Origin of the sequence: Sulfurimonas sp. HSL1-2 (genome assembly GCF_039645565.1) — a bacterium.
GTDB lineage: Bacteria > Campylobacterota > Campylobacteria > Campylobacterales > Sulfurimonadaceae > Thiomicrolovo > Thiomicrolovo zhangzhouensis.
On record NZ_CP147914.1, the window covers coordinates 1147396 to 1167408 of the forward strand.

The window sequence follows — 20013 nt, forward strand, 5'->3', positions numbered from 1 at the left end:
GTACTCTTTGTGAAAGATCAATCCTACCATTATAGGTCATGATTGATTAAGAAGAGGCCCATGGGGCAGGGCATTGCGCAGGGACTTCGTAAAGCTCTTCGCCAGGTGCAGCGCATTGATCGTGATCGTCGTCATCTCCGAGGGGATCGCCGGATTCTTGGCAATGGATTCAATGACATTCATGCTGTTCTTATAGGAGTTCGCGACACGCTTGTAGGTCTCGTCAAGCACCTCCCGTTCCGCTTCGGCGCCCTGGGTGACAGCGTGATAGGTCAGAACGCTTTTGAGGATCTGGTAGCGGAGGTCCTTGTAGAAGGACTGCTCTTCGGACGATTCGGCGTCATAGAGGCGTTCGATGTCGTAGAGCATATCCTTGATCGACTTGGCCGCGGTAGCCAGGTAGGCGATGGTGCGCTGCAGTGTCTGGAGCTGCAGTTGCTGCTCCGGTTGGGGACAGTGGGGTGAGAGCAGGATGATATAGCGGTAAACCTCCCCCTCATGGAGGCGGATATTGGTGTAGAGCCTGTCGAAAGCGATGTCGAAATGCTTGACGGGCGCTTCGAGGAGCTTGTCGACCGAAAGACCTGCCTCGTAAGCTTTCGGCGGTGAGATATCGATGGCGAAGAGTGCAAACTCCTCGACCCGCTGCGACAGGGCATTCACCTCATTTTTGAGGGCATCGATCGCCACGTCCGGCACCGTCACGGGGACATTGTGTATCCATTTTGTTACCTGCAGCGGCTCTTTCTTGAAGGTACGTTTGAGCATCCGTTCGAGCAGGCCGATAAAGGGGTACCATATCACCACACCCATGAGATTGAAGAGGGTATGAAAGAGGGCGATTTTGACGACGTCGTTGAGTGTGGCGGCGACCATGGAGACCAGCCAGGTGAGCGGTTGAAGCAGGCCCAGTGCAAGCGCCCCGGCCGAGATATTGAAGATGAAGTGTGCCAGCGCGACGCGTTTTTTGTCCGGGGTCCCGCCGATGGCTCCGAGCATCGCCGTGACGGTTGTACCGGCATTGGCGCCGATGACGAAGGCCGCCGCCGCCTCAAATCCGATGATATGCGCAAAGACCGCGCTCTGCGCGATGGCGATGGAGGCGGCACTGGCCTGGATGATGGCCGTCAGCAGCATACCGATGGCGGCGAACCAGTAGGGACTGACGGAAGCGAAGAGACTGAGGTCGACGGTGTCGGCAAAGCCGCCGAAACTCCGCTTCATCCCCTCCAGTCCAAGGAAGAGGAGCCCGAATCCGACCATGACGCCGAAATGGTTTTTCCAGCGTCCCTCCGAACTGACCAGGACGCCGCCGATCCCCCCGATGCCGATCATGAGGTAGGAGACGAGGTTGATGTCGATTTTGAAGCCGACCAGCGCGACGATCCAGACGGTGATGGTAGTGCCGATGTTGGCGCCGAAGATGACGGCGATGGCACTGCCGAGGGTGAGCAGGTGCGCGCCGACGAGGGAGAGGGCCATCAGGGTGACGACGGAGGAGCTCTGAAAGACGGCCGTCGCCCCGAGACCGGTCAAGAGGCTGCGGAAAGGGGTGCCGGTCGCCCGCTGGACGATGCTCTTGAAGGCATGCCCGGCGGACTGGCGGATCTGGCCCTCCAGGAAAAGCATGCCGAAAAGGAAAAGCCCCAGTCCCGAGAACGCTTCCACCCAGAGGATGACAGACGGCATGCCGCTCCTTTCAAGCAATTTCAAGACAGTATAGCAAGATTACGGTTCGGCGACAATCGGTGGCGCTGCGGTGGCGGATTCTGGGGGCTGCTTAAACGGAATTAGGTTACTATTTGACGTGAATTTAATGACGAGGTAGAAGTATGGCTACTGTATTGATTATCGGGGCGGGCGGGGTCGGCCGCGTAGTGACGCATAAGTGTGTAATGAACAGTGAAACGTTTACGAAGATCGTACTGGCGAGCCGCAGACTGGAGAGCTGCAAAACGATTGCGGATGAGCTGCCGGCCGGCGCCGTCGAGATCGCCCAGGTCAATGCCGACAGCGTCGAAGAGACGGCGGCACTGATCAAAAAGGTCAAGGCGGATATCGTCATCAACGTGGCGCTTCCCTACCAGGACTTGGCTATTATGGACGCCTGTATCGAGACGGGCGTAGACTACCTGGATACGGCCAACTACGAACACCCGGACGAGGCGAAGTTCGAGTACAAGGAGCAGTGGGCCCGCGACGCGGCCTTCAAGCAGGCTGGCATCATGGGGCTTCTGGGCAGCGGATTCGACCCGGGCGCGACGAACGTTTTCTGCGCCTACGCCCAGAAACACTATTTCGACGAGATCCATACCATCGATATCCTCGACTGCAACGCCGGCGACCACGGCTACCCGTTTGCGACGAACTTCAACCCGGAGATCAACCTCCGCGAGGTCAGCGCGAAAGGGCGCTACTGGGAAGAAGGCAAATGGATCGAGACGGACCCGATGCAGATCCACTTCACCTGGAACTACCCCGAAGTCGGCCCCAAAGAGAGCTATCTGCTTTACCACGAGGAGATGGAGTCGCTTGTGAAGCATATCAAAGGGCTCAAGCGCATCCGCTTCTTCATGACCTTCGGCGAGAGCTACCTGACCCATATGAAGTGTCTGGAAAACGTCGGGATGCTGGGAATCGAACCGGTGGAGCACCAGGGGCAGAAGATCGTGCCGATCGAGTTCCTCCGCACCCTGCTGCCGGACCCGGCGAGCCTGGGGCCGCGCACCAAGGGCAAGACGAACATCGGTATCGTCGCCGAGGGGCTTAAAGACGGCAAAAAACGCAAGATCTACATTTACCAGGTGAAAGACCACGAGGCGTGCTACGCCGAGGTGAAATCACAGGGGGTTTCCTATACGACGGGCGTTCCGGCGATGATCGGCGCGAAGCTGATGCTGGAGAAAAAGTGGTATGCGCAGGGGGTCTGGAACATGGAACAGTTCGACCCGGATCCGTTTATGGACGAAATGAACGCGCAGGGCTTACCGTGGAAAGTCCAGGAGCTGGACGCGTAAGGTTCGCCTCCACCTCCTCTTCGCAGGGAACCGGCTCTTCCTCGTCGGTTTCCACCTTGACCTCATTAAGCGCGAACATCTGCTGCTCGGCCGCTTTCTTCTTCGCTGCTTCTTCCATTTTCTGTGCCACATACTCCGGAATAATGTCGACCAGCGCGGTCGGCGCGTAGGATGGGGTGTCGTAGTTGTAGAGCTTGTTGGCTTTGAGCACGTAGTAGAGACGGGCGACGTACTCGTCGCGCAGCTCCGAGTAGCGGCGGAGGTGGCGCAGGAGCTCAAATGGGTTGTCGGTCTGCGTGCGGGCGCGGCGCAGCCCGCTGTAGGCGTAGCCCTTCGCGATCATCTTGAAATAGCCGCGGATCGCATCGTCGAGGGAAGCGAACTTTTTGACATAGATTGTCTTGGCACCGCGCTGCTCGGAGGCAGGAATACGGGGTTCGTTTTTGTTATACGACCAGATGCCGAATACGTTGTTTGCTTCTTTGTAAAAGCGTGAGCTGCCCCAGCCCGTTTCCAGAGCCGCCTGGGCAATGACGAGGCTGACGGGGTGCGTATGCATGCTGCGCAGCAGACAGGGGTAACCGGCGACGTTATAGCGTTTCATCTGGCTCTGTAGCCACGCCTCCTCGTCGGCCGTGCGTGCCGGTTTGCCGATCAGCTCCCGGGCACGGGCGTATTCGCCGTCGAGTTCGGCTTTGACGGCCTGGACGGCGGGAAGGATCTGCTTGATAAAGCGGGCTTTGTTCGCACGTGCGCTCACTTTGGGCACCGTTTTCGATTTGGGTTTTGCCGTGACCGGTTTGGTCTTCAGCGGGGCCTCTACGGATTCATTTTCGTCAGGGGAAGAGGTTATAATGTCATAGAGTGAATAGAGGGTGAAGGCTAGCGCGATGGTCAGAACACCCAGAATGAATTTTTGCATGGTTGAAATTATACCGAAAAGTAACACGATGAAAAAATATTATGACGTTGAAACCCCGGTTTATATTTGTGAAGAGGCGCGTCTCGAAGCGAACCTGAAACTGCTCGAACGCGTGCAGCGCGAGAGCGGCGCGAAGATCATCCTGGCGCTCAAGGGCTTTGCAATGTGGTCGACCTTCGACCTCGTCGGACGCTACCTTCAGGGGTGTACGGCCAGCGGGCTGCATGAGGCGAAACTGGCACGGGAGAAGATGAACAAGGAGGTCCATACCTACTCACCGGCGTACATCGAACGCGACATCGACGAGATCGCGGCGATCTCTGATCATATCGTTTTCAACTCCCCGGCGCAGATCGAGCGCTTTTACGACCGTGTCAAAAGCGTCAACCCCGGCATCTCCGTCTCCCTGCGCGTCAACCCGGAGTACTCCTCCTCGCCGGTCGACCTCTACAACCCATGCGGGCTTTTCAGCCGTCTGGGGACAACGGCGGCGAACTTTGACGCGGCGCAGCTCGAAAAACTCGACGGCCTCAATTTCCATGCGTTGTGCGAGCAGAACGTCGATGCCCTCGAGGGGGTCCTCGAAGCCTTCGAAGCGAAGTTCGGCGCCTACATCGACGGGCTCGAGTACGTCAATTTCGGCGGGGGGCATCACATTACCCGCGCCGATTACGACGTGGACCGCCTCATCGAGGTGATCCGCGCCTTCCGCGAGCGCCATAACGGCATTACGGTCTACTTGGAACCCGGCGAAGCGGTCGGCTGGCAGACCGGGCCGCTGGTCGCGACCGTGCTCGACATCGTGCATAACGGGATGGATATCGCCATCCTCGACGTCTCGGCCGAAGCGCACATGCCCGATACCCTGGCCATGCCGTACCGCGCCGAGGTGCGCGGCGCCGCGGAGACGGGGGAGAAACCCCATACCTACCGTCTCGGCGGCAATACCTGCCTGGCGGGGGACATCATGGGGGATTACGCCTTCGATGCACCGCTGCAGGTCGGGGACCAGATCGTCTTCGAAGACCAGATCCACTACACCTTCGTCAAAAATACGACCTTCAACGGCGTGCAGCTCCCCTCCCTGGCGATCCTGCGTCAAAACGGGGAGATGGAGATCGTCAAGCGGTTCGGGTACGAGACCTACCGCGACCGCCTCTCCTGAGACGACGCAGCGTGCCTAGAGCCTGCTGATATAGGGCTCGGCCTCTTTTTGCAGCATGCTTTCTAGCTCTTCTTCGGTCCGGTTCAGTGTCTCGCGGTAGATCTCGGGGGCGATCCGGATGAACACCGCGACGATCTCGGGGTCGAAGTGGGTGCCGGCATGGCTTTTGAGGTAGGCGAGGGACGCGTCGAGCGCCATGGGCTCTTTATAGGGGCGCCGTGAGCCCAGGGCGTCAAAGACGTCGGCCACGCTGAAGATACGCGCCTCGAGCGGGATCGCACTGCCGCGCAGCCCCTTGGGGTAACCGCTGCCGTCATACTTTTCGTGGTGGCCGGCGATGACTCTCCCGGCCTTGGAAAGCCAGGTGACATGACGGACAATCTCCAGCCCTCTCTCCACATGGCTCTTCATGAGTTCAAACTCCTCATCGCTCAATCGGCCCGGTTTTAAAAGAATATGGTCCGGGATGCCGATTTTGCCGATATCATGCAGATAGGCGCCGAGGATGATGTTGGCAATATGCTTTTCGCTGCAGCAGTGCAGGGCCTCGGCGAGCCTCAGGGTATAGTGCGTGACACGGTAGCTGTGGCTTGAGGTCCCGCTGTCGCGCTGGGCCACGGCACTGCCGAGCGCAGAGACGGTACCGAAATAGCTGCGGATCAATTCACGGTTTTTCCGGCGCAGCTGTCTGTAATAGAAAAGAATCATCGGGAAAAGGGCGAGGGCGAAAACCGCGCCGGTTGCAAGGACGAGCCAAAGGGCATTTGTATAATGCTCGCGCATCCGCCGGATACTATTGCCGTCGACAGGGAAGAGTCCGCGGAAAGCCCTGGTAACAGGCTTTCCTAAAGGGTTTATGATCTCGGCCGGACCCGTGGCGAAGCGAAGATAGGGGGTGCCGCCGCGTTCGACCAGCGATAAATCCTTCTTCCCTCTCTTCGGCAGGAGCGGCATCGGTGTATCCTCTTTCAGCGCGGTCCAACTTTGGGATGCAAAAGCGTGGAGCAGACGGCCCTTCCCGTCATAGGCCTCGAGGTAGGGGATCTGCATCTGTTGCAGCACTTCGCCCATCTCTTCACTGACCGTTTCGGACTCCTCCGTCGAGAGGTGTACGCGTACCTCTGTCATGACATCTGCAAAGCGCTGATTGACATAATCTTCGAGGCGTGAATGGTGTTGCTGATAGACGGCGGCGAGCATCAAAGCGATCACGATCAGATAGGCGACAGCGATACGCAGGGCGAATGAGAGGAGCACGGTTACCTCCCGGAAGGTGTTCTACCGTCTATTGTAACCAAATCGGCATAAGGAACCCGGAGGGCTCCCTAGGGAAGGGCGACGACGTAGATCTGGCCTTTGCGGTAGAGATAGATGCGCTTGAGCTTGCCTTCGGCACTGCTGCGTGCTTTTTGCAGGGAGGTCAGATCGGTGACAGGGGTATTCTCGAGCTGGACGATGATGTCGCCGGGACGGACCCCCTGCATCGCCGCTTCGCTGTCGGCATCCACTTCGGTGACCAAAACCCCCTCGACGTCGTCGGGAATCCGCAGGCGGTAACGCTGCTGCGGATCGAGGTTCTGCAGGCTGACCCCTTCGAAAACGGCGTCGGAGCCGTTCGCGGCCTGCTCTCCCAGGTCGGTCAGATTGACGGAGACCGTATCGGTCTTACCGTCACGCTCATAGGTGATCTTGATGCGGCTGCCGGGGCGGTACATCCCGATCATGTTTTTGAGATCGGCGGCGTTGCTGACGGTGCGGCCGTCGACGGCAACAATGAGGTCGCCGCGTTTCAGGCCGGCTTTCTGGGCCGGGGAGTCGACAACGATGTCGTTGAGCAGGGCGCCGTTTTCGTGCGTGTATAGAGACTGGAGCTCCTTCGTGAGGTCACCGATGCTGACGCCGAGATAGCCCCGCGTGACGCTCCCGTCCTCGATCAGCTTCTTGGCGATGCTTTTGACCATATCGACTTCGATGGCAAAGCCGATACCGTTGTTGCCGCCGCTGCGGGTGATGATGGCGGAGTTGATCCCGATCAGCGCCCCGCGGCTGTCGATCAGCGCGCCCCCCGAGTTCCCGGGGTTGATGGAGGCATCCGTCTGGATGAAGTTCTCGTACTCGTTGATCCCGATCCCGTTTTTGTGCTGGGCGGAAACGATCCCCTGCGAGACGCTGAGACCGACACCGAAGGGGTTACCGATCGCAAAGACGATATCGCCGATTTTCAGTTCGGCGGAGCTGCCCATCCGTATCGGCGTGAGCCCCTCGGCTTCGATACGGATCACGGCGATGTCGGATTTGGGGTCGCTCCCGACGAGCTTGGCGCGGTACTCTTTTTGCGCACCGGGCAGTTTGACCATGATGCTGTCGGCATCTTCGACGACGTGGTTATTCGTCACGATGTAGCCGTCGCTGGTGACGATGACGCCGGAGCCCAGGCTCTGGCGGTGGGGGTTGGGATTGAACTTCCGGCCGAAAAACTGCTCAAAGAAGGGGTGCATCTGTTCCATGTATTTTTGCGACCGTATCTGTTTGGAGGAGATATAGACGATGGAGTCTTTCGCCTTGTCGATGGCCGCACTGAAAGAGAGGACCGCATTGGGGGCGTTGGGCATGACCCGTTCACTCAGTGGGGGCATTTCGTCAAAGGTGACGGCAGCCGCCTGCAGGGTCAGGAAGGCCGAAAGAATCGAACTGATAAGCATAAATCTTCTGGGCATCAATCATCCTTTGAATATGGAATTGTCCCAGTATAAAACGTACGGTTTAATCGCGTGTAAATGGCAGACTATTCGTAACGGAAGAGGTCGGACTCGCAGTAGGTGGAGTCTTCGGAGATGTAGGCCCCGGGGTGATCTTTAAGGATCTTTTTCGCTTCCTGGGGGCTCGTACATTTTCCCAGAAGCTCTTCATATTCGAAAGGCCCGCTGGAAAGCGTGACTTTTTTGCGCTGCTTGATGATATAGATATGCTGTGGGGATATTTCTGTGCCCATCGGTCAACCCTGAAAAGTTTATATTATTGCATTTTATTCAGAAATTGTCAATAATATATCACAAAATATTATGAATTGGAGGGGGCGTTATCCGAGAGCTGAAGGGCGGTGTCGACGGCATTCCGGTAGCTGTTCAGGCGCGCTTTTCCGCGGTAGGCGATGTCGAAGGCGGTACCGTGGTCGACGGAGGTACGGACGATGGGAAGGTTGAGCGAGATATTGACGCTCTCGTCGAAATAGAGGGCCTTCAGGGGGGCGAGACCCTGGTCGTGGTACATCGCCGCGATATGGCGGTGGGCGGCGCGAAAGGTCGGCGTAAAGGCGGCATCGGGGACAACGGGTCCGAAGAAAGGGCGTCCGTCGCATTTCAGCCCCTCGGCCTCCAGCGTATCGTTGGCGATGGTGATGGCCGCTTCGATCTCACGCTCCTCGTCCCCGAGTACCCCGTTGTCGCCGGCATGGGGGTTGAGGCCGAGCACGGCGATGTCGTCAAAACCGGTGGCACGGTAGAGGTCGAGGAGGAACCGGGCCAGGGCATTGCGTTCAATTTTTGCAGGGACCTCTTTGAGCGGAATGTGCTCGGTGTAAAGCGCCACGTAGAGCTGGTGGCATCCCAGCATCATGATCGCCTCTTTGCCGAAATGGTCCCGGAGCAGTTCGGTATGCCCCTTGTAGGCGATGCCGGCCTGCATCCACGCCTCTTTATGGATAGGGAGGGTGACAAGGGCATCCGTTTCGCCGGCTTCGGTGAGGGCGATCGCCTTCATAAAGGAAGCGTGGCTGTAGCGGCCTGCCTCCGGGGAGACGCAGCCGGGTTCGATCACAATGGGTTGCTCCAGCGCTATCATGTCGAAATCCTCGGGGATGTGCATGCCCAGCAGCGATGCGGCCTGTTCCATCACCTCGGGATCGACACAGTACAGCGGCAGGCAGTAGTCGGCGATCTGCGGGTGGGCCCGCAGGGCGATCTCGGGGCCGACACCGTTAGGGTCGCCGATGCTGATGGCGAGGCGCGGCAGGCTCATCGGACGAGCAGCGCTTTCATGTCGCGGACGGCGGCACCGAGTCCCGTGAAGACGGAGCGCGCGACGATGCTTTGACCGATGTTGAGTTCAACGATCTCCGCGATGGCGGTGATGGCATGCAGGTTATGGTAGTTCAGGCCGTGGCCTGCCGCGACTTCCAGGCCGATGGCATGGGCATGTTCCGCGCTCTGGCGGAGGGCATCGACGGCGGCTTCAAGCCGCTGCTGCAGTTCATCGCGTGGCAGTTCGAGCTCGGGGATGCTGTGGCGCGTATAGGGCAGCGCGGTGTTGAGCATCGCAAAGAGGTTGGCATAGGTACCGGTGTGCAGCTCTACCATCTCCGCTTCGAGCGCCTTGGACTGCTCCATGATATGCGCGGAGGGGTCGACGAAGAGCGAAACGGCGATGCCGGCGTCATGCAGCTGGTCGATGGCGTCGGACACGGCGGTGCTCTGCCCGATGACATCCAGACCGCCTTCGGTCGTGACCTCCTCGCGGTTCTCCGGGACGAGGGTGGCGCGGTGGGGGCGCAGTTCGCAGACGATATCGATAATGGACTGGTTGATGGAACACTCCAGGTTGACCGGGAGCGGGGAGGAGACGATGATCTTCTGGGCATCCTCGTCATTGATATGGCGGCGGTCTTCGCGAAGGTGGATGGTGATCTGGTCCGCACCGTTCTGTGCACAGAGGGCCAGCGCCATCAGCGGATCGGGGTCGTTGATGCGGCGCGCCTCGCGCAGGACGGCGATGTGGTCTATGTTGACGCCGAGCTGAATCGGCCGGTGCTCCTGGGGCATGAAACTCCTTCTCTCCTCTTCATACATGCATCAAATTGTACCTGAAATAACGGATAAAATCGGTTAGAGGCGAAAAGGGACGGCAGGTGACCGAATTGGGCACAAAAGCTGTTGCTGTTTTTAATAGTGATTACTTTTTAATCATTAAGCTGCTTGACCGGCTTGATAAAAATGTTAAACTGACACCCAGAAAGCATGTCACGAGGTTGTCAAACCTCACCACTGTCATAATAGACGGCTAGGGTTCCGGCGGGTTACCGTGTCTGGTCCGAGAGCTGTCGACCTCTTGAGTAGAGGTTACACGGAGGGATAAAAGCCCGGGAGGTTTCAACCTCTTGGCGTGTTTATTCCATAACCTACTCAGGAGATTATTATGAAATCTATTTTCAAATCTACCTCAAAACTCTTAGTTGCCGCTACACTGGTCATGGGCTTCGGAGCCTCCTCGCTGATGGCGGAAGTCAAAGATAAGTTTCAGGTCTCCTGGACGATCTATGTCGGATGGATGCCGTGGGATTATGCCCAGCAAAAAGGGATCATCGACAAGTGGGCCAAGAAATACGGCATCGAGATCGAAATGGTCCAGGTCAACGACTACATCGAATCAATCAACCAATATACTGCAGGAAAATTTGACGGCTGTCTGATGACAAACATGGATGCCCTCACGATCCCGGCTGCGGGCGGCGTCGACTCTACGGCGGTCATCATGGGTGACTACTCCAACGGGAACGACGGTATCCTCCTCAAAAACAAGAAAAACCTGACTGACATCAAAGGCCAGACGGTCAACCTCGTCGAACTTTCCGTCTCTCACTACCTGCTGGCACGTGCACTTGAAACGGTCGGCATGAGCGAAAAAGACGTCAAGGTCCTCAACACTTCCGACGCCGACATGGTCGCGGCATGGGGGACGAAAGACGTGACTGCAATGACGACTTGGAACCCGCAGCTCAGCGAGATCATGGCCGGCAATAAAGATGCGAACCTCGTTTTTGACTCCAGCAAGACGCCGGGCGAAATCATCGACATGCTCGTCATCAACACTGAAACGCTCAAAGACAACCCGAAACTTGCCAAAGCGCTGACGGGTGCATGGTTCGAAGTTATGGCACTGATGAAGAAGGGCGATGAAGCGGCACTGACGTTCATGGCACAGGCTTCCGGTACGGACCTCGCAGGCTACAAGAGCCAGCTTGACTCCACGATGATGTTCTACACGCCCTCTGACCTGCTTGCCTTTACGACGAGCGCGGAAATCCCGGCGACAATGAAAAAAGTCAGCGAGTTCTCCTTTGAGCACGGTATCCTCGGTGAAGGTGCCCCTGACGCCGAGTTCATCGGTATGGCGTTCCCGGGCGGCAAAACGTTCGGTGATCCGAAAAACATCAAGCTCCGCTTCGACGACACCTTTGTCAAAATGGCCGCCGAAGGGAAACTGTAAGGTCCTCTTATGAAACGATTAATGAACCTCAGACCGTCGAAGCAGTCCCTCTTTTTCCTGGGACTGCTGCCGTTCGTCCTGGTCGCGCTCTTCTACCTTGGAGCGTCGGAAGTCCGCCTGGCGGCCAATCCGGACGACAAACTGCTGCCCTCCATGAGCAGCTTTGCCGAGGCGATCGACCGTATGGCACTCACACCGAGCAAACGGACCGGCGAATACCTCTTTGTCGAGGATACGGTCTCTTCGCTCGAGCGCCTGGGTCTCGGGGTACTCATCAGTGCCGTGCTTGCACTGCTGATGGGGATCCCGCTGGGGTTCATTCCCTTCGTTCGTGCAGGACTTTCGCCCTTCGTCGCGGCCTTCTCCATGGTGCCGCCAATGGCTATTTTGCCCATCTTATTCATCATATTCGGCATGGGTGAGCTGGCTAAAGTAGCACTGATCGTCATCGGGGTGACCCCGCTGATCGTCCGCGACCTGCAGCAGCGGGTCATGGAGATCCCGGTCGAGCAGCTCATCAAGGCGCAGACCCTGGGCGGAACGTCATGGAGCATCGTGCTGCGCGTCGTGCTGCCGCAGATCTTCCCGCGGCTGCTCGATGCGGTGCGCCTCACGATGGGAACGGCGTGGATCTTCCTGATCTCCGCCGAGGCGATTTCGGCCACCGAAGGGCTGGGGTACCGGATCTTCCTGGTACGCCGCTACCTGTCGATGGATGTGATCCTGCCGTATGTCGCCTGGATCACCTTCCTCGCCTTCTTATTTGATTACCTGCTCAAGCGGTTCACCTACAAGGTGTTCCCGTGGTATGACGCAGGGAAGGAGCAGTCATGAGCCTCGTCACCGTCAAAAACCTCTGGAAAGAGTACGGCGACAACGTCGTACTGGAGAACATGAGCCTGAACATCGAAGCGGGCGAATTCTGTACGCTCGTCGGACCGTCGGGTTGCGGGAAAACAACCTTTCTGAAGATGCTGCTGGGACAGGAAAACCCGACGCGCGGCACCTTTCTGCTCGAGGGGAAACCCTTCCCGGAAGAGCCGGGTGTAGACCGCGGGATCGTTTTCCAGCGCTATTCAGTCTTTTCGCACCTGAGCGTGCTGAAAAACGTCATGCTGGGGATCGAGTTTGAAAAAGCCCCGCTGATGGGCCGCCTTTTCGGCCAGGCCCGCAAGGAGGCCGAAGCCGAAGCGATGGCGATGCTCGAAGCCGTCGGCCTCGGCGACGCGGCGCACAAGTACCCCAGCGAACTCTCCGGGGGGATGCAGCAGCGCCTCTCCATTGCGCAGTCTCTGGTCAAAAAACCGAAGATCCTACTGCTGGACGAACCGTTCGGCGCCCTCGACCCGGGGATCCGTGCCGATATGCACGCGCTGATCCTCGACCTGTGGAAGAAGAACAACCTTACCGTCGTCATGGTGACCCATGACCTGCACGAGGGGTTCTACCTCGGCACGCGTCTGCTGGTCTTCGACAAGGTCCGCCACGACCCGCAGGCCCCCAACGCCTACGGTGCGCGCATCACCTACGATATCCCCGTCGGGGATACGCGCGACTCCGTGCTCAAAGAGATCGACCAGACCTTCAAGGTCTGAACCCTATTCGGAAGAGATGCTCTTCCCGTGCCGCAGGACGACCTGCGGCATCGCGACGTCCGGGACGGCCCGAAAACTTTGAAGGAGATACAGTGATAACTGAACACGAAAACCTGAAACCAGAATCCATCATCCTCGACGAGGTGCTCCCGGGCGGTGCGCGCTGGTCGAAGATCATCAAACGCGGCGACAAGCTGCGCATCACGACCAAGGACGGGCTGGGCACGCTCAGCGCGATGTTCTACAACGCCGATAACACCGCGGAGCGTTTCAACTCCGCCGACACGGTCAAACTTCAGCACAATGCCTACTTCTGCAAAGGGCGGGTCTTCTATTCCGAGCAGGGACGCGTCCTGCTCTCCATTACGGAAGATACGACTGAAGGTCTCTTCGATGCCATCGGCGGCATCAGCAACCCGCGCATCGTCGCGAAAAACTTCGGCGAGGGTGACTTCGAGCATATCCGCAACCGTTATTACAAAAGCGACCGCGAAAACTTCCTCGTCGAACTGGGCAAATACGGCATGGGCAAACGCGACATGATCCAGGCAATCAACTTCTTCAGACGGGTCGACGTCAAAGAGGGCAACAAGCTGGCACTTTCCGAAAGACGTCCGCAGCCTTTGAGTTACATCGAGCTGCGTGCGGAGATGAACGTCCTGCTGGTGCTCTCCAACACGCCGCATGTCATGGAAACGGGAACATACAACCCCAGCGACGTCCAGCTGACGCTGTTTAAAGCGGCCCCGGTCACCGAAGATGATTACTGCATGAACTTCAGTATCCAGTCCAAACGTGCGTTCCAGAACAACGCACGCTATTTTGCCTGAGGAGCGCGTGATGAAAAGAGATATCGAAACAGCCGTTTACAACCACAAACTGCCGGCGGGCGTGCCGTGGAGCTACGTCGTGAAAAAAGGCCAGACGCTGCGTATCGTCGACCTTGAGGGGTGCCAGGCCGTCGACACGCTGTTTTACAATGCCAATGATCACGAAGAGCGCTACTCTGCCAACGATACGATCCGCGAACAGGGGAGCATCTTCGTTACGACGGGTACCCAGCTGATCTCCACCGACGACAACGTCATGATGACGATCACCGACGATACCTGCGGCAACCACGATACCCTGGGCGGCCACTGCAGCGCGGAGAGCAACACCGTGCGCTACGGCCACAATACGAAGTACATGCACAGCTGCCGCGACAACTACCTGTTCGAGATCGGCGAGCGCGAGATGGACCCGCGCGACCTCACGAACAACATCAACTTCTTCATGAACGTGCCGATCGAGGAGAACGGTTTCCTGATCATCGTCGACGGGATCTCCAAACCGGGAGACTACGTCGATATGAAAGCGGAGATGGACACGCTGGTGCTGATCTCGAACTGCCCGCAGCTCAACAACCCGTGCAACGCGTTCAACCCGACGCCGATCCAGCTGATCGTCTGGGACGACTGAGACGATGAAAAAGACGACACGGCTTCTGCGCTTCGAAGATGCATGGCTGCCGAACCTGGCGGCATGGGCCTATATGCTCGGCGCCTACGTGGGCGGTTTTGCCGCCATCATGGCCGACGCGCTGTGGCTCAACGCCGCCGGGGTGCTTCTGCTGGCACACGGCATGGTCATCGCCGCGTACTTTATCCACGAGTGCGCCCACGATTCACTCTTCAGGCTGCCGATCAACAACCACCGTTTCGGAGAGGTATTGCTCTGGATCTGCGGCGCGTCGTACAGTGATTACGAGGCGATACGGATGAAGCATGTCCGCCATCACTTGGACCGTGCCGATGTCGTCTCGTTCGATTTCCGCACCCGCCTGCCCCACTACCCGAAACTGCTCAAGACGATCCAGGTTTTGGAGTGGTTCTACATTCCCGCCCTCGAGATCATGATGCACGCCCTGGTCGTGATTCTTCCGTTCATGAAGGAGAGCCGCCGCTATCTTCGCCGCCGCGTCGTTACGGTACTCGTGCTGCGCATCGCTTTCTTTGCCGCACTGGCGTCGATTGCGCCGAAAGTGTTGCTGCTCTACCCGTTGGCGTACATGATCTTCCTGACGGTCATGCGTTTCATGGACGTGCATCAGCACACCTATGACGTGCATGAAACGCTGGATTTTTCGCGCGAAGCGCAAGTGAAACAGTATGACCGCGCCTTCGAATCGCGCAACACCTATTCGAACCTGTTTTCTGAAAAATACCCGTGGCTGAACCTGCTGGTTCTCAATTTCGCGTACCACAACGTTCACCACGATCAGCAGATCCAGCCGTGGTACCGGCTGCCGGGGCTGCATGCCAAGCTCTACGGCGACGACAGGACGCAGGTCCTGATGTTCTCCGACCTGGCGCGCAGCTACCACCGCTACCGTGTCGCGCGGGTCCTCAACGGGGACCCGGCCGACCTTGACGTCAGGCACGACGGGGGCCGCACCTTTATCGGGGTGGACGGCGTCTCGTTCCTGACGGCGCACTGAAGGAGTCAACATGACCCAGGTAAAGAAGTTCTGGCCCATTCTCACCGGCACCCACCGCTATGAAAAAACCCTTTCGACGCGGGGACATGGACAGGGAATCATCATAACTGCTCCAATTTTAAGCTATTTGATCGAAACAGCCCACGGTCGGATACTGTATGATGTCGGCTGTGACTACTCCAAGATCGCCGACGACGTGAAACGCAAAAAGTTTTACGAGCACGAGGGGTTTCCCTTCGGGCCGCCGACGATGGAGGAGGAGCAGCGTCTTCCCAACCGCCTGGCCGAACTGGGATTGCAAGCGGAGGATATCGACGTCGTCTTCTGCGGCCACCTTCACTTTGACCATGCGGGCGGGGTGTGTGAGTTCTGTGGTGCCGAGGTGCACGTACACGAGAAAGAGCTCGAAGCGGCCAACGCGCTGGCGGACGAAGCCTATTTCAAAGAGGATTTCGACTGCCCGGTCAACTGGCGCGTCTATAAGGGCGATTACGACCTCGTCCCCGGTGTGCGCGCCATCGAGACCCCCGGCCATACGGCCGGGCACATGTCGATGATGATCGAACTGCCCAAAGGGCCCCCGATCCTGCTCTGCGGCGACGCGGCCGACCTGCAGGAGAATCTCGAACAGGAGATCGTCCCGGGGCTGTGTTGGCAGGATCGTGAAGACATGGCGCTTGACAGTATCAAGAAACTCAAACACCTCGCAAAGGAGACGGGGGCCGAACTGTGGCCCAACCACGATATCAAGTTCTTCGAAAGCAAGAACCGCTTTCCGCGGTTCTTTCATTGAGAACGTGTCTTGAGCAAAGCCCAAAACACTACGCTGGCCACTAAGGCGCTAAAGCTTGCCCCTGTGGGGCAGAAACATTTTTTACTCACGCTTTGGGGTGCGCAACCTCATCTGTGCTGGACGACCTGCACAGGTATCCGAACGGGACGGCCCGAAACCTGAACCTGAGGAAGAGCTATGTTTAAAAAAGTTTTGATTGCCAATCGTGGTGAGATCGCCTGCCGCGTTATCCGTACTCTCAAACAGATGGGAATCGGCTCCGTCGCCGTCTATACGGGTGCCGATACCGACTCCCTCCACGTCAGCCTTGCCGACGAAGCCTACTACATCGGTCACGGCGTTGCCAGCGAGAGCTACCTCGACGCTGCCAAGATCCTTGACATTGCGAAGCAGAGCGGCGCCGAAGCGGTCCACCCCGGCTACGGTTTTCTGAGCGAAAACGCGGCGTTTGCCAGCGCCTGCGAAGCGGCGGGGATCGCCTTTATCGGTCCGCGCACGGAGCACATGGAGAAGTTCGGTCTCAAGCACACGGCCCGCGCCCTGGCCGAGGCGAACAACGTTCCCCTCCTGCCGGGCTCCTCGCTGCTGGCCGACCTGGACGAAGCGAAAAGTGAAGCGGTGCGCATCGGCTACCCGGTCATGCTTAAAAGTACCGCCGGCGGCGGCGGGATCGGGATGCAGCTCTGTTTTGACGAAGTGCAGCTGCTGAGTGCTTACGACTCCGTCAAGCGCCTCAGCGAAAACAACTTCTCTGATGGCGGGATGTTCCTGGAAAAATACGTTGCACATGCGCGCCACATCGAAGTACAGGTCTTCGGGGACGGCGAGGGCTTCGTCGCGACGCTGGGCGACCGCGACTGTTCCGTCCAGCGCCGCAACCAGAAGGTGATCGAGGAGACCCCGGCCCCCGGGATTTCCGACGAAACGCGTCAGGCCCTCTACAAGGCAGCGCAAGAGCTGACGGCCTCCGTATCCTACCGTTCCGCCGGGACGGTCGAGTTCGTCTACGACACCGACAGCGGCGAATTTTACTTCCTCGAGGTCAACACCCGCCTGCAGGTCGAGCACGGTATTACCGAAGAGGTCACCGGCGTTGACCTCGTCGAGTGGATGATCCGCACGGCTGCCGGCGAGAACCCGGCGCTCTATGACTACGCCCACAACCCGCAGGGCCACGCCATCCAGGTACGCGTCTACGCCGAAGACCCGATGAAGAACTTCCAGCCCAGCTCCGGCGTGCTGACGAACGTCGCCTTCGCCGATGGGATCCGCTGCGACACCTTTATCGAAACGGGGCTCGAAGTCTCCTCCTTCTACGACCCGATGATCGCCAAGCTCATCGTCAAGGGCAACGACCGCAGCGACGCGCTTGCCAAGATCGGCGCTGCCATTGGCGGCACCCGCATTGACGGCATCGAGACGAACCTCCGTTACCTCGGGGCCATCGTCGCCTCCGAGGTCTTTGTACAGGGCAAACAGACGACGAAGTACCTCGACGGCTTCAGCTTTACCCCCAGGAGCATCGACGTCCTGCGTCCGGGAACTCAGACGACGATCCAGGACTACCCTGGCCGCAGCGGCTACTGGGACATCGGTGTCCCGCCATCGGGTCCATTTGACAGCTTCAGTTTCCGCTACGCCAACCGGCTTGTCGGCAACAGCGAAGCGGCGGCGGGCCTCGAGATCGCCATCGCCGGGCCGACACTGCGCTTCAACACCGACAGCGTCGTCGCGCTCTGCGGCGCACAGATCGACGCATTTATCGACAACGAACCGGTCGCGATGAACGAGGCACTCCCGGTCAAAGCGGGCAGCGTGCTCAAACTGAAAAAAGTCCACAACGAAGGGTTCCGCACCTACCTGGCCGTGCGCGGCGGGTTCGACGTTCCCGAGTACCTCGGCAGCCGCTCGACCTTTACCCTGGGGCAGTTCGGCGGTCACGCGGGACGTACCCTCGTTCCGGGTGACGTCCTGCACATCGATACGATGACGGAGGGCGACGCGGCCGTAGCCCCGGCAGAGCCGCGCAACGGGCTGGCGAATACCTGGGAGATCGGCGTGCTCTACGGACCGCACGGCGCCCCGGACTTCTTCACGGATGACGATATCGAGACCTTCTTTGCGACGGAGTGGGAGATCCACTACAACTCCAACCGTACGGGTATCCGCCTCATCGGCCCCAAACCACAGTGGGCGCGTACAGACGGCGGCGAGGCGGGGCTGCACCCCTCCAACATCCACGACAACGCCTACGCGATCGGCGCCGTGGACTTCACCGGCGACATGCCGGTCATCCTCGGCCCCGACGGCCCGAGCCTCGGCGGTTTCGTCTGCCCGGTGACGATCGTCAGCGCCGAGCTCTGGAAGATGGGGCAGCTGCGCGCGGGTGACAAGGTGAAATTCGTCCCGGTCGAACATGACACGGCGATGGCGATGCTCAAAGCGCAGGAAGAGGCGATTGCAACCCTCTCAACCTACGACGAACGCCCCTTCCTAGACCCCAAACCGATCGGTTCGCCGATCCTCTTCGCCGATGAGGCGAAGGGCGACCTTCCGGCCATGGTCATCCGCCAGTCCGGCGACGCGAACCTTCTCGTCGAGTATGGCGAGATGCAGCTTGACATCGAGCTGCGCTTCCGCGCCCATGTACTGATGGAGGCGATGAAGGAGGAGGCCTTCGAGGGCGTCACCGACATCACTCCGGGCATCCGCTCGCTGCAGGTGCATTTCGACCCGAAGGTCTGCGACCGCGCGGCGCTCATTGAACGCCTCAAAGAGATCGAGCTGACCCTGCCGTCCATCGACGACATCGAGGTGCCGGCGCGCGTCGTACACCTGCCGCTCTCCTGGGATGATGAATCGACCCGCGTCGCCATCGACAAGTATATGAAGACGGTCCGTCCCGACGCGCCGTGGTGTCCTTCGAACATCGAGTTCATCCGCCGTATCAATGGTCTGGACTCCATCGACGAGGTCAAGAAGATCGTCTTCGGCGCCAACTACCTCGTCATGGGCCTTGGTGACGTTTACCTTGGAGCCCCTGTTGCGACGCCGCTCGACCCGCGCCACCGCCTGGTTACGACCAAGTACAACCCGGCGCGGACCTGGACCCCGGAAAACGCCGTCGGTATCGGCGGGGCCTATATGTGTGTCTACGGGATGGAAGGTCCCGGCGGCTACCAGTTCGTCGGCCGTACGGTACAGATGTGGAACCGCCACCGCCAGACTCAGGACTTCAAAGAGGGCAAGCCGTGGCTGCTGCGCTTCTTTGACCAGATCAAGTTCTACGAGGTGAGTGCCGAAGAGCTGCACAAGATGCGCGAGGATTTCCCGCGCGGCCGGATGAAGCTCGACGTCGAAGAGACGACCTTCAGCCTCAAGGCGTATAAAGATTTCCTCGCCGAAAACGAGACGAGCATCAAGACCTTCAAAACGACCCAGCAGGCCGCCTTCGACGAAGAGCGCGCGATGTGGGAACGCACGGGGCTGGCGAACTTTACCTCTGAAAGCGGCGAAGTGAAAGCAGAGACGATGGAAATCATTGAGCTCGGCGAACACGACGAAGCGGTCGAGTCCCCGGTGCAGGGGAGCCTCTGGAAGGTAATGGCGAAGCTCGGCGACACGGTCGAGGAGGGCGAAGTGCTTGCCATCGCCGAATCGATGAAGATGGAAGTTGACATCGAGGCCCCCGAAGCGGGCAAGATCGTCAAGGTGCTCTGCCACGAGGGCGAGAGCGTGCATGCGGGCAAGATGCTCTTCGTCATCGAACCGCAGGCGTAGG

At 58.8% G+C, this 20013-nt stretch carries 17 protein-coding genes and 1 riboswitch; of the genes, 10 read left to right on the forward strand and 7 right to left on the reverse strand.

Features of this window, described 5'->3' with window-relative positions:
• Positions 1 to 36 precede the first annotated feature (36 nt).
• Positions 37 to 1689 carry a Na/Pi symporter gene (locus WCX18_RS05865; protein WP_345990538.1) on the reverse strand — a complete coding sequence of 551 codons (1653 nt, stop codon included), beginning with the start codon at positions 1687 to 1689 and terminating at the stop codon, positions 37 to 39.
• Between the two features lie 143 nt (positions 1690 to 1832).
• On the opposite strand from WCX18_RS05865, the gene WCX18_RS05870 reads away from it, so the two are divergent.
• Positions 1833 to 3017, forward strand: coding sequence for a saccharopine dehydrogenase family protein (locus WCX18_RS05870; RefSeq protein WP_345990540.1), 1185 nt, complete (start codon positions 1833 to 1835; stop codon positions 3015 to 3017).
• Here WCX18_RS05870 and WCX18_RS05875 read toward each other — a convergent pair.
• A complete protein-coding gene (locus WCX18_RS05875; protein ID WP_345990542.1) occupies positions 2959 to 3939 on the reverse strand; it encodes a glucosaminidase domain-containing protein in 981 nt (326 codons plus the stop codon). The genes WCX18_RS05870 and WCX18_RS05875 overlap by 59 nt on opposite strands.
• A 28-nt stretch (positions 3940 to 3967) precedes the next feature.
• On the opposite strand from WCX18_RS05875, the gene nspC reads away from it, so the two are divergent.
• On the forward strand, positions 3968 to 5104 hold the full coding sequence (nspC, locus tag WCX18_RS05880) for a carboxynorspermidine decarboxylase (RefSeq protein WP_345990544.1): 1137 nt from the start codon (positions 3968 to 3970) through the stop codon (positions 5102 to 5104).
• Between the two features lie 15 nt (positions 5105 to 5119).
• Here the strand turns inward: nspC and WCX18_RS05885 are convergent, their stop codons facing one another.
• The 5 genes from WCX18_RS05885 to WCX18_RS05905 form a co-directional block, all read right to left on the reverse strand.
• Entirely contained in the window at positions 5120 to 6361 is a 1242-nt protein-coding gene (locus WCX18_RS05885; protein WP_345990545.1) for an HD domain-containing phosphohydrolase, read from the reverse strand.
• Positions 6362 to 6429: 68 nt separating this feature from the next.
• Entirely contained in the window at positions 6430 to 7821 is a 1392-nt protein-coding gene (locus WCX18_RS05890) for a Do family serine endopeptidase (RefSeq protein ID WP_345990546.1), read from the reverse strand.
• Between the two features lie 68 nt (positions 7822 to 7889).
• The gene (locus tag WCX18_RS05895; protein ID WP_345990548.1) at positions 7890 to 8096 is read right to left on the reverse strand and encodes a hypothetical protein; all 207 of its coding nucleotides are present in this window, start codon (positions 8094 to 8096) and stop codon (positions 7890 to 7892) included.
• Positions 8097 to 8164: 68 nt separating this feature from the next.
• Positions 8165 to 9121, reverse strand: coding sequence for a 4-hydroxythreonine-4-phosphate dehydrogenase (pdxA, locus tag WCX18_RS05900; protein WP_345990550.1), 957 nt, complete (start codon positions 9119 to 9121; stop codon positions 8165 to 8167).
• Positions 9118 to 9900: a pyridoxine 5'-phosphate synthase gene (locus WCX18_RS05905; protein WP_345986793.1), complete on the reverse strand. Its 783-nt coding sequence runs from the start codon at positions 9898 to 9900 to the stop codon at positions 9118 to 9120. The genes pdxA and WCX18_RS05905 overlap by 4 nt, the downstream gene beginning before the upstream one ends.
• Before the next feature lie 248 nt (positions 9901 to 10148).
• Positions 10149 to 10247, forward strand: a riboswitch (guanidine-I (ykkC/yxkD leader).
• Between the two features lie 47 nt (positions 10248 to 10294).
• Here WCX18_RS05905 and WCX18_RS05910 point away from each other — a divergent pair.
• The 8 genes from WCX18_RS05910 to uca all read left to right on the forward strand — a co-directional run bounded on the left by WCX18_RS05910 (position 10295) and on the right by uca (position 20012).
• Entirely contained in the window at positions 10295 to 11365 is a 1071-nt protein-coding gene (locus WCX18_RS05910; RefSeq protein WP_345986683.1) for a putative urea ABC transporter substrate-binding protein, read from the forward strand.
• Between the two features lie 9 nt (positions 11366 to 11374).
• Positions 11375 to 12199: an ABC transporter permease subunit gene (locus tag WCX18_RS05915; RefSeq protein ID WP_345990552.1), complete on the forward strand. Its 825-nt coding sequence runs from the start codon at positions 11375 to 11377 to the stop codon at positions 12197 to 12199.
• Positions 12196 to 12960 (forward strand): ABC transporter ATP-binding protein, encoded by a 765-nt coding sequence (locus tag WCX18_RS05920; protein ID WP_345986685.1) that lies wholly within the window; start codon positions 12196 to 12198, stop codon positions 12958 to 12960. Before WCX18_RS05915 ends, WCX18_RS05920 begins: the two co-directional genes overlap by 4 nt.
• 92 nt (positions 12961 to 13052) lie before the next feature.
• On the forward strand, positions 13053 to 13790 hold the full coding sequence (locus WCX18_RS05925) for an urea amidolyase associated protein UAAP1 (RefSeq protein ID WP_345990554.1): 738 nt from the start codon (positions 13053 to 13055) through the stop codon (positions 13788 to 13790).
• A gap of 10 nt (positions 13791 to 13800) precedes the next feature.
• The gene (locus WCX18_RS05930) at positions 13801 to 14421 is read left to right on the forward strand and encodes an urea amidolyase associated protein UAAP2 (protein WP_345986687.1); all 621 of its coding nucleotides are present in this window, start codon (positions 13801 to 13803) and stop codon (positions 14419 to 14421) included.
• 4 nt (positions 14422 to 14425) lie between these two features.
• On the forward strand, positions 14426 to 15439 hold the full coding sequence (locus tag WCX18_RS05935) for a fatty acid desaturase (protein ID WP_345990556.1): 1014 nt from the start codon (positions 14426 to 14428) through the stop codon (positions 15437 to 15439).
• Between the two features lie 10 nt (positions 15440 to 15449).
• A complete protein-coding gene (locus WCX18_RS05940) occupies positions 15450 to 16232 on the forward strand; it encodes an N-acyl homoserine lactonase family protein (RefSeq protein WP_345990559.1) in 783 nt (260 codons plus the stop codon).
• A gap of 177 nt (positions 16233 to 16409) precedes the next feature.
• Positions 16410 to 20012 (forward strand): urea carboxylase, encoded by a 3603-nt coding sequence (gene uca / locus WCX18_RS05945; RefSeq protein WP_345990561.1) that lies wholly within the window; start codon positions 16410 to 16412, stop codon positions 20010 to 20012.
• Position 20013 lies beyond the last annotated feature (1 nt).

What these genes read in the sequence shown, in the direction of transcription:
- WCX18_RS05865 (WP_345990538.1), bottom strand. Translation starts at nt 1,689, where the DNA reads ATGCCGTCTGTCATCCTCTGGGTGGAAGCGTTCTCGGGACTGGGGCTT.
- WCX18_RS05870 (WP_345990540.1), top strand. Translation starts at nt 1,833, where the DNA reads ATGGCTACTGTATTGATTATCGGGGCGGGCGGGGTCGGCCGCGTAGTG.
- WCX18_RS05875 (WP_345990542.1), bottom strand. Translation starts at nt 3,939, where the DNA reads ATGCAAAAATTCATTCTGGGTGTTCTGACCATCGCGCTAGCCTTCACC.
- nspC (WP_345990544.1), top strand. Translation starts at nt 3,968, where the DNA reads ATGAAAAAATATTATGACGTTGAAACCCCGGTTTATATTTGTGAAGAG.
- WCX18_RS05890 (WP_345990546.1), bottom strand. Translation starts at nt 7,821, where the DNA reads ATGCCCAGAAGATTTATGCTTATCAGTTCGATTCTTTCGGCCTTCCTG.
- WCX18_RS05895 (WP_345990548.1), bottom strand. Translation starts at nt 8,096, where the DNA reads ATGGGCACAGAAATATCCCCACAGCATATCTATATCATCAAGCAGCGC.
- pdxA (WP_345990550.1), bottom strand. Translation starts at nt 9,121, where the DNA reads ATGAGCCTGCCGCGCCTCGCCATCAGCATCGGCGACCCTAACGGTGTC.
- WCX18_RS05910 (WP_345986683.1), top strand. Translation starts at nt 10,295, where the DNA reads ATGAAATCTATTTTCAAATCTACCTCAAAACTCTTAGTTGCCGCTACA.
- WCX18_RS05915 (WP_345990552.1), top strand. Translation starts at nt 11,375, where the DNA reads ATGAAACGATTAATGAACCTCAGACCGTCGAAGCAGTCCCTCTTTTTC.
- WCX18_RS05920 (WP_345986685.1), top strand. Translation starts at nt 12,196, where the DNA reads ATGAGCCTCGTCACCGTCAAAAACCTCTGGAAAGAGTACGGCGACAAC.
- WCX18_RS05930 (WP_345986687.1), top strand. Translation starts at nt 13,801, where the DNA reads ATGAAAAGAGATATCGAAACAGCCGTTTACAACCACAAACTGCCGGCG.
- WCX18_RS05935 (WP_345990556.1), top strand. Translation starts at nt 14,426, where the DNA reads ATGAAAAAGACGACACGGCTTCTGCGCTTCGAAGATGCATGGCTGCCG.
- WCX18_RS05940 (WP_345990559.1), top strand. Translation starts at nt 15,450, where the DNA reads ATGACCCAGGTAAAGAAGTTCTGGCCCATTCTCACCGGCACCCACCGC.
- uca (WP_345990561.1), top strand. Translation starts at nt 16,410, where the DNA reads ATGTTTAAAAAAGTTTTGATTGCCAATCGTGGTGAGATCGCCTGCCGC.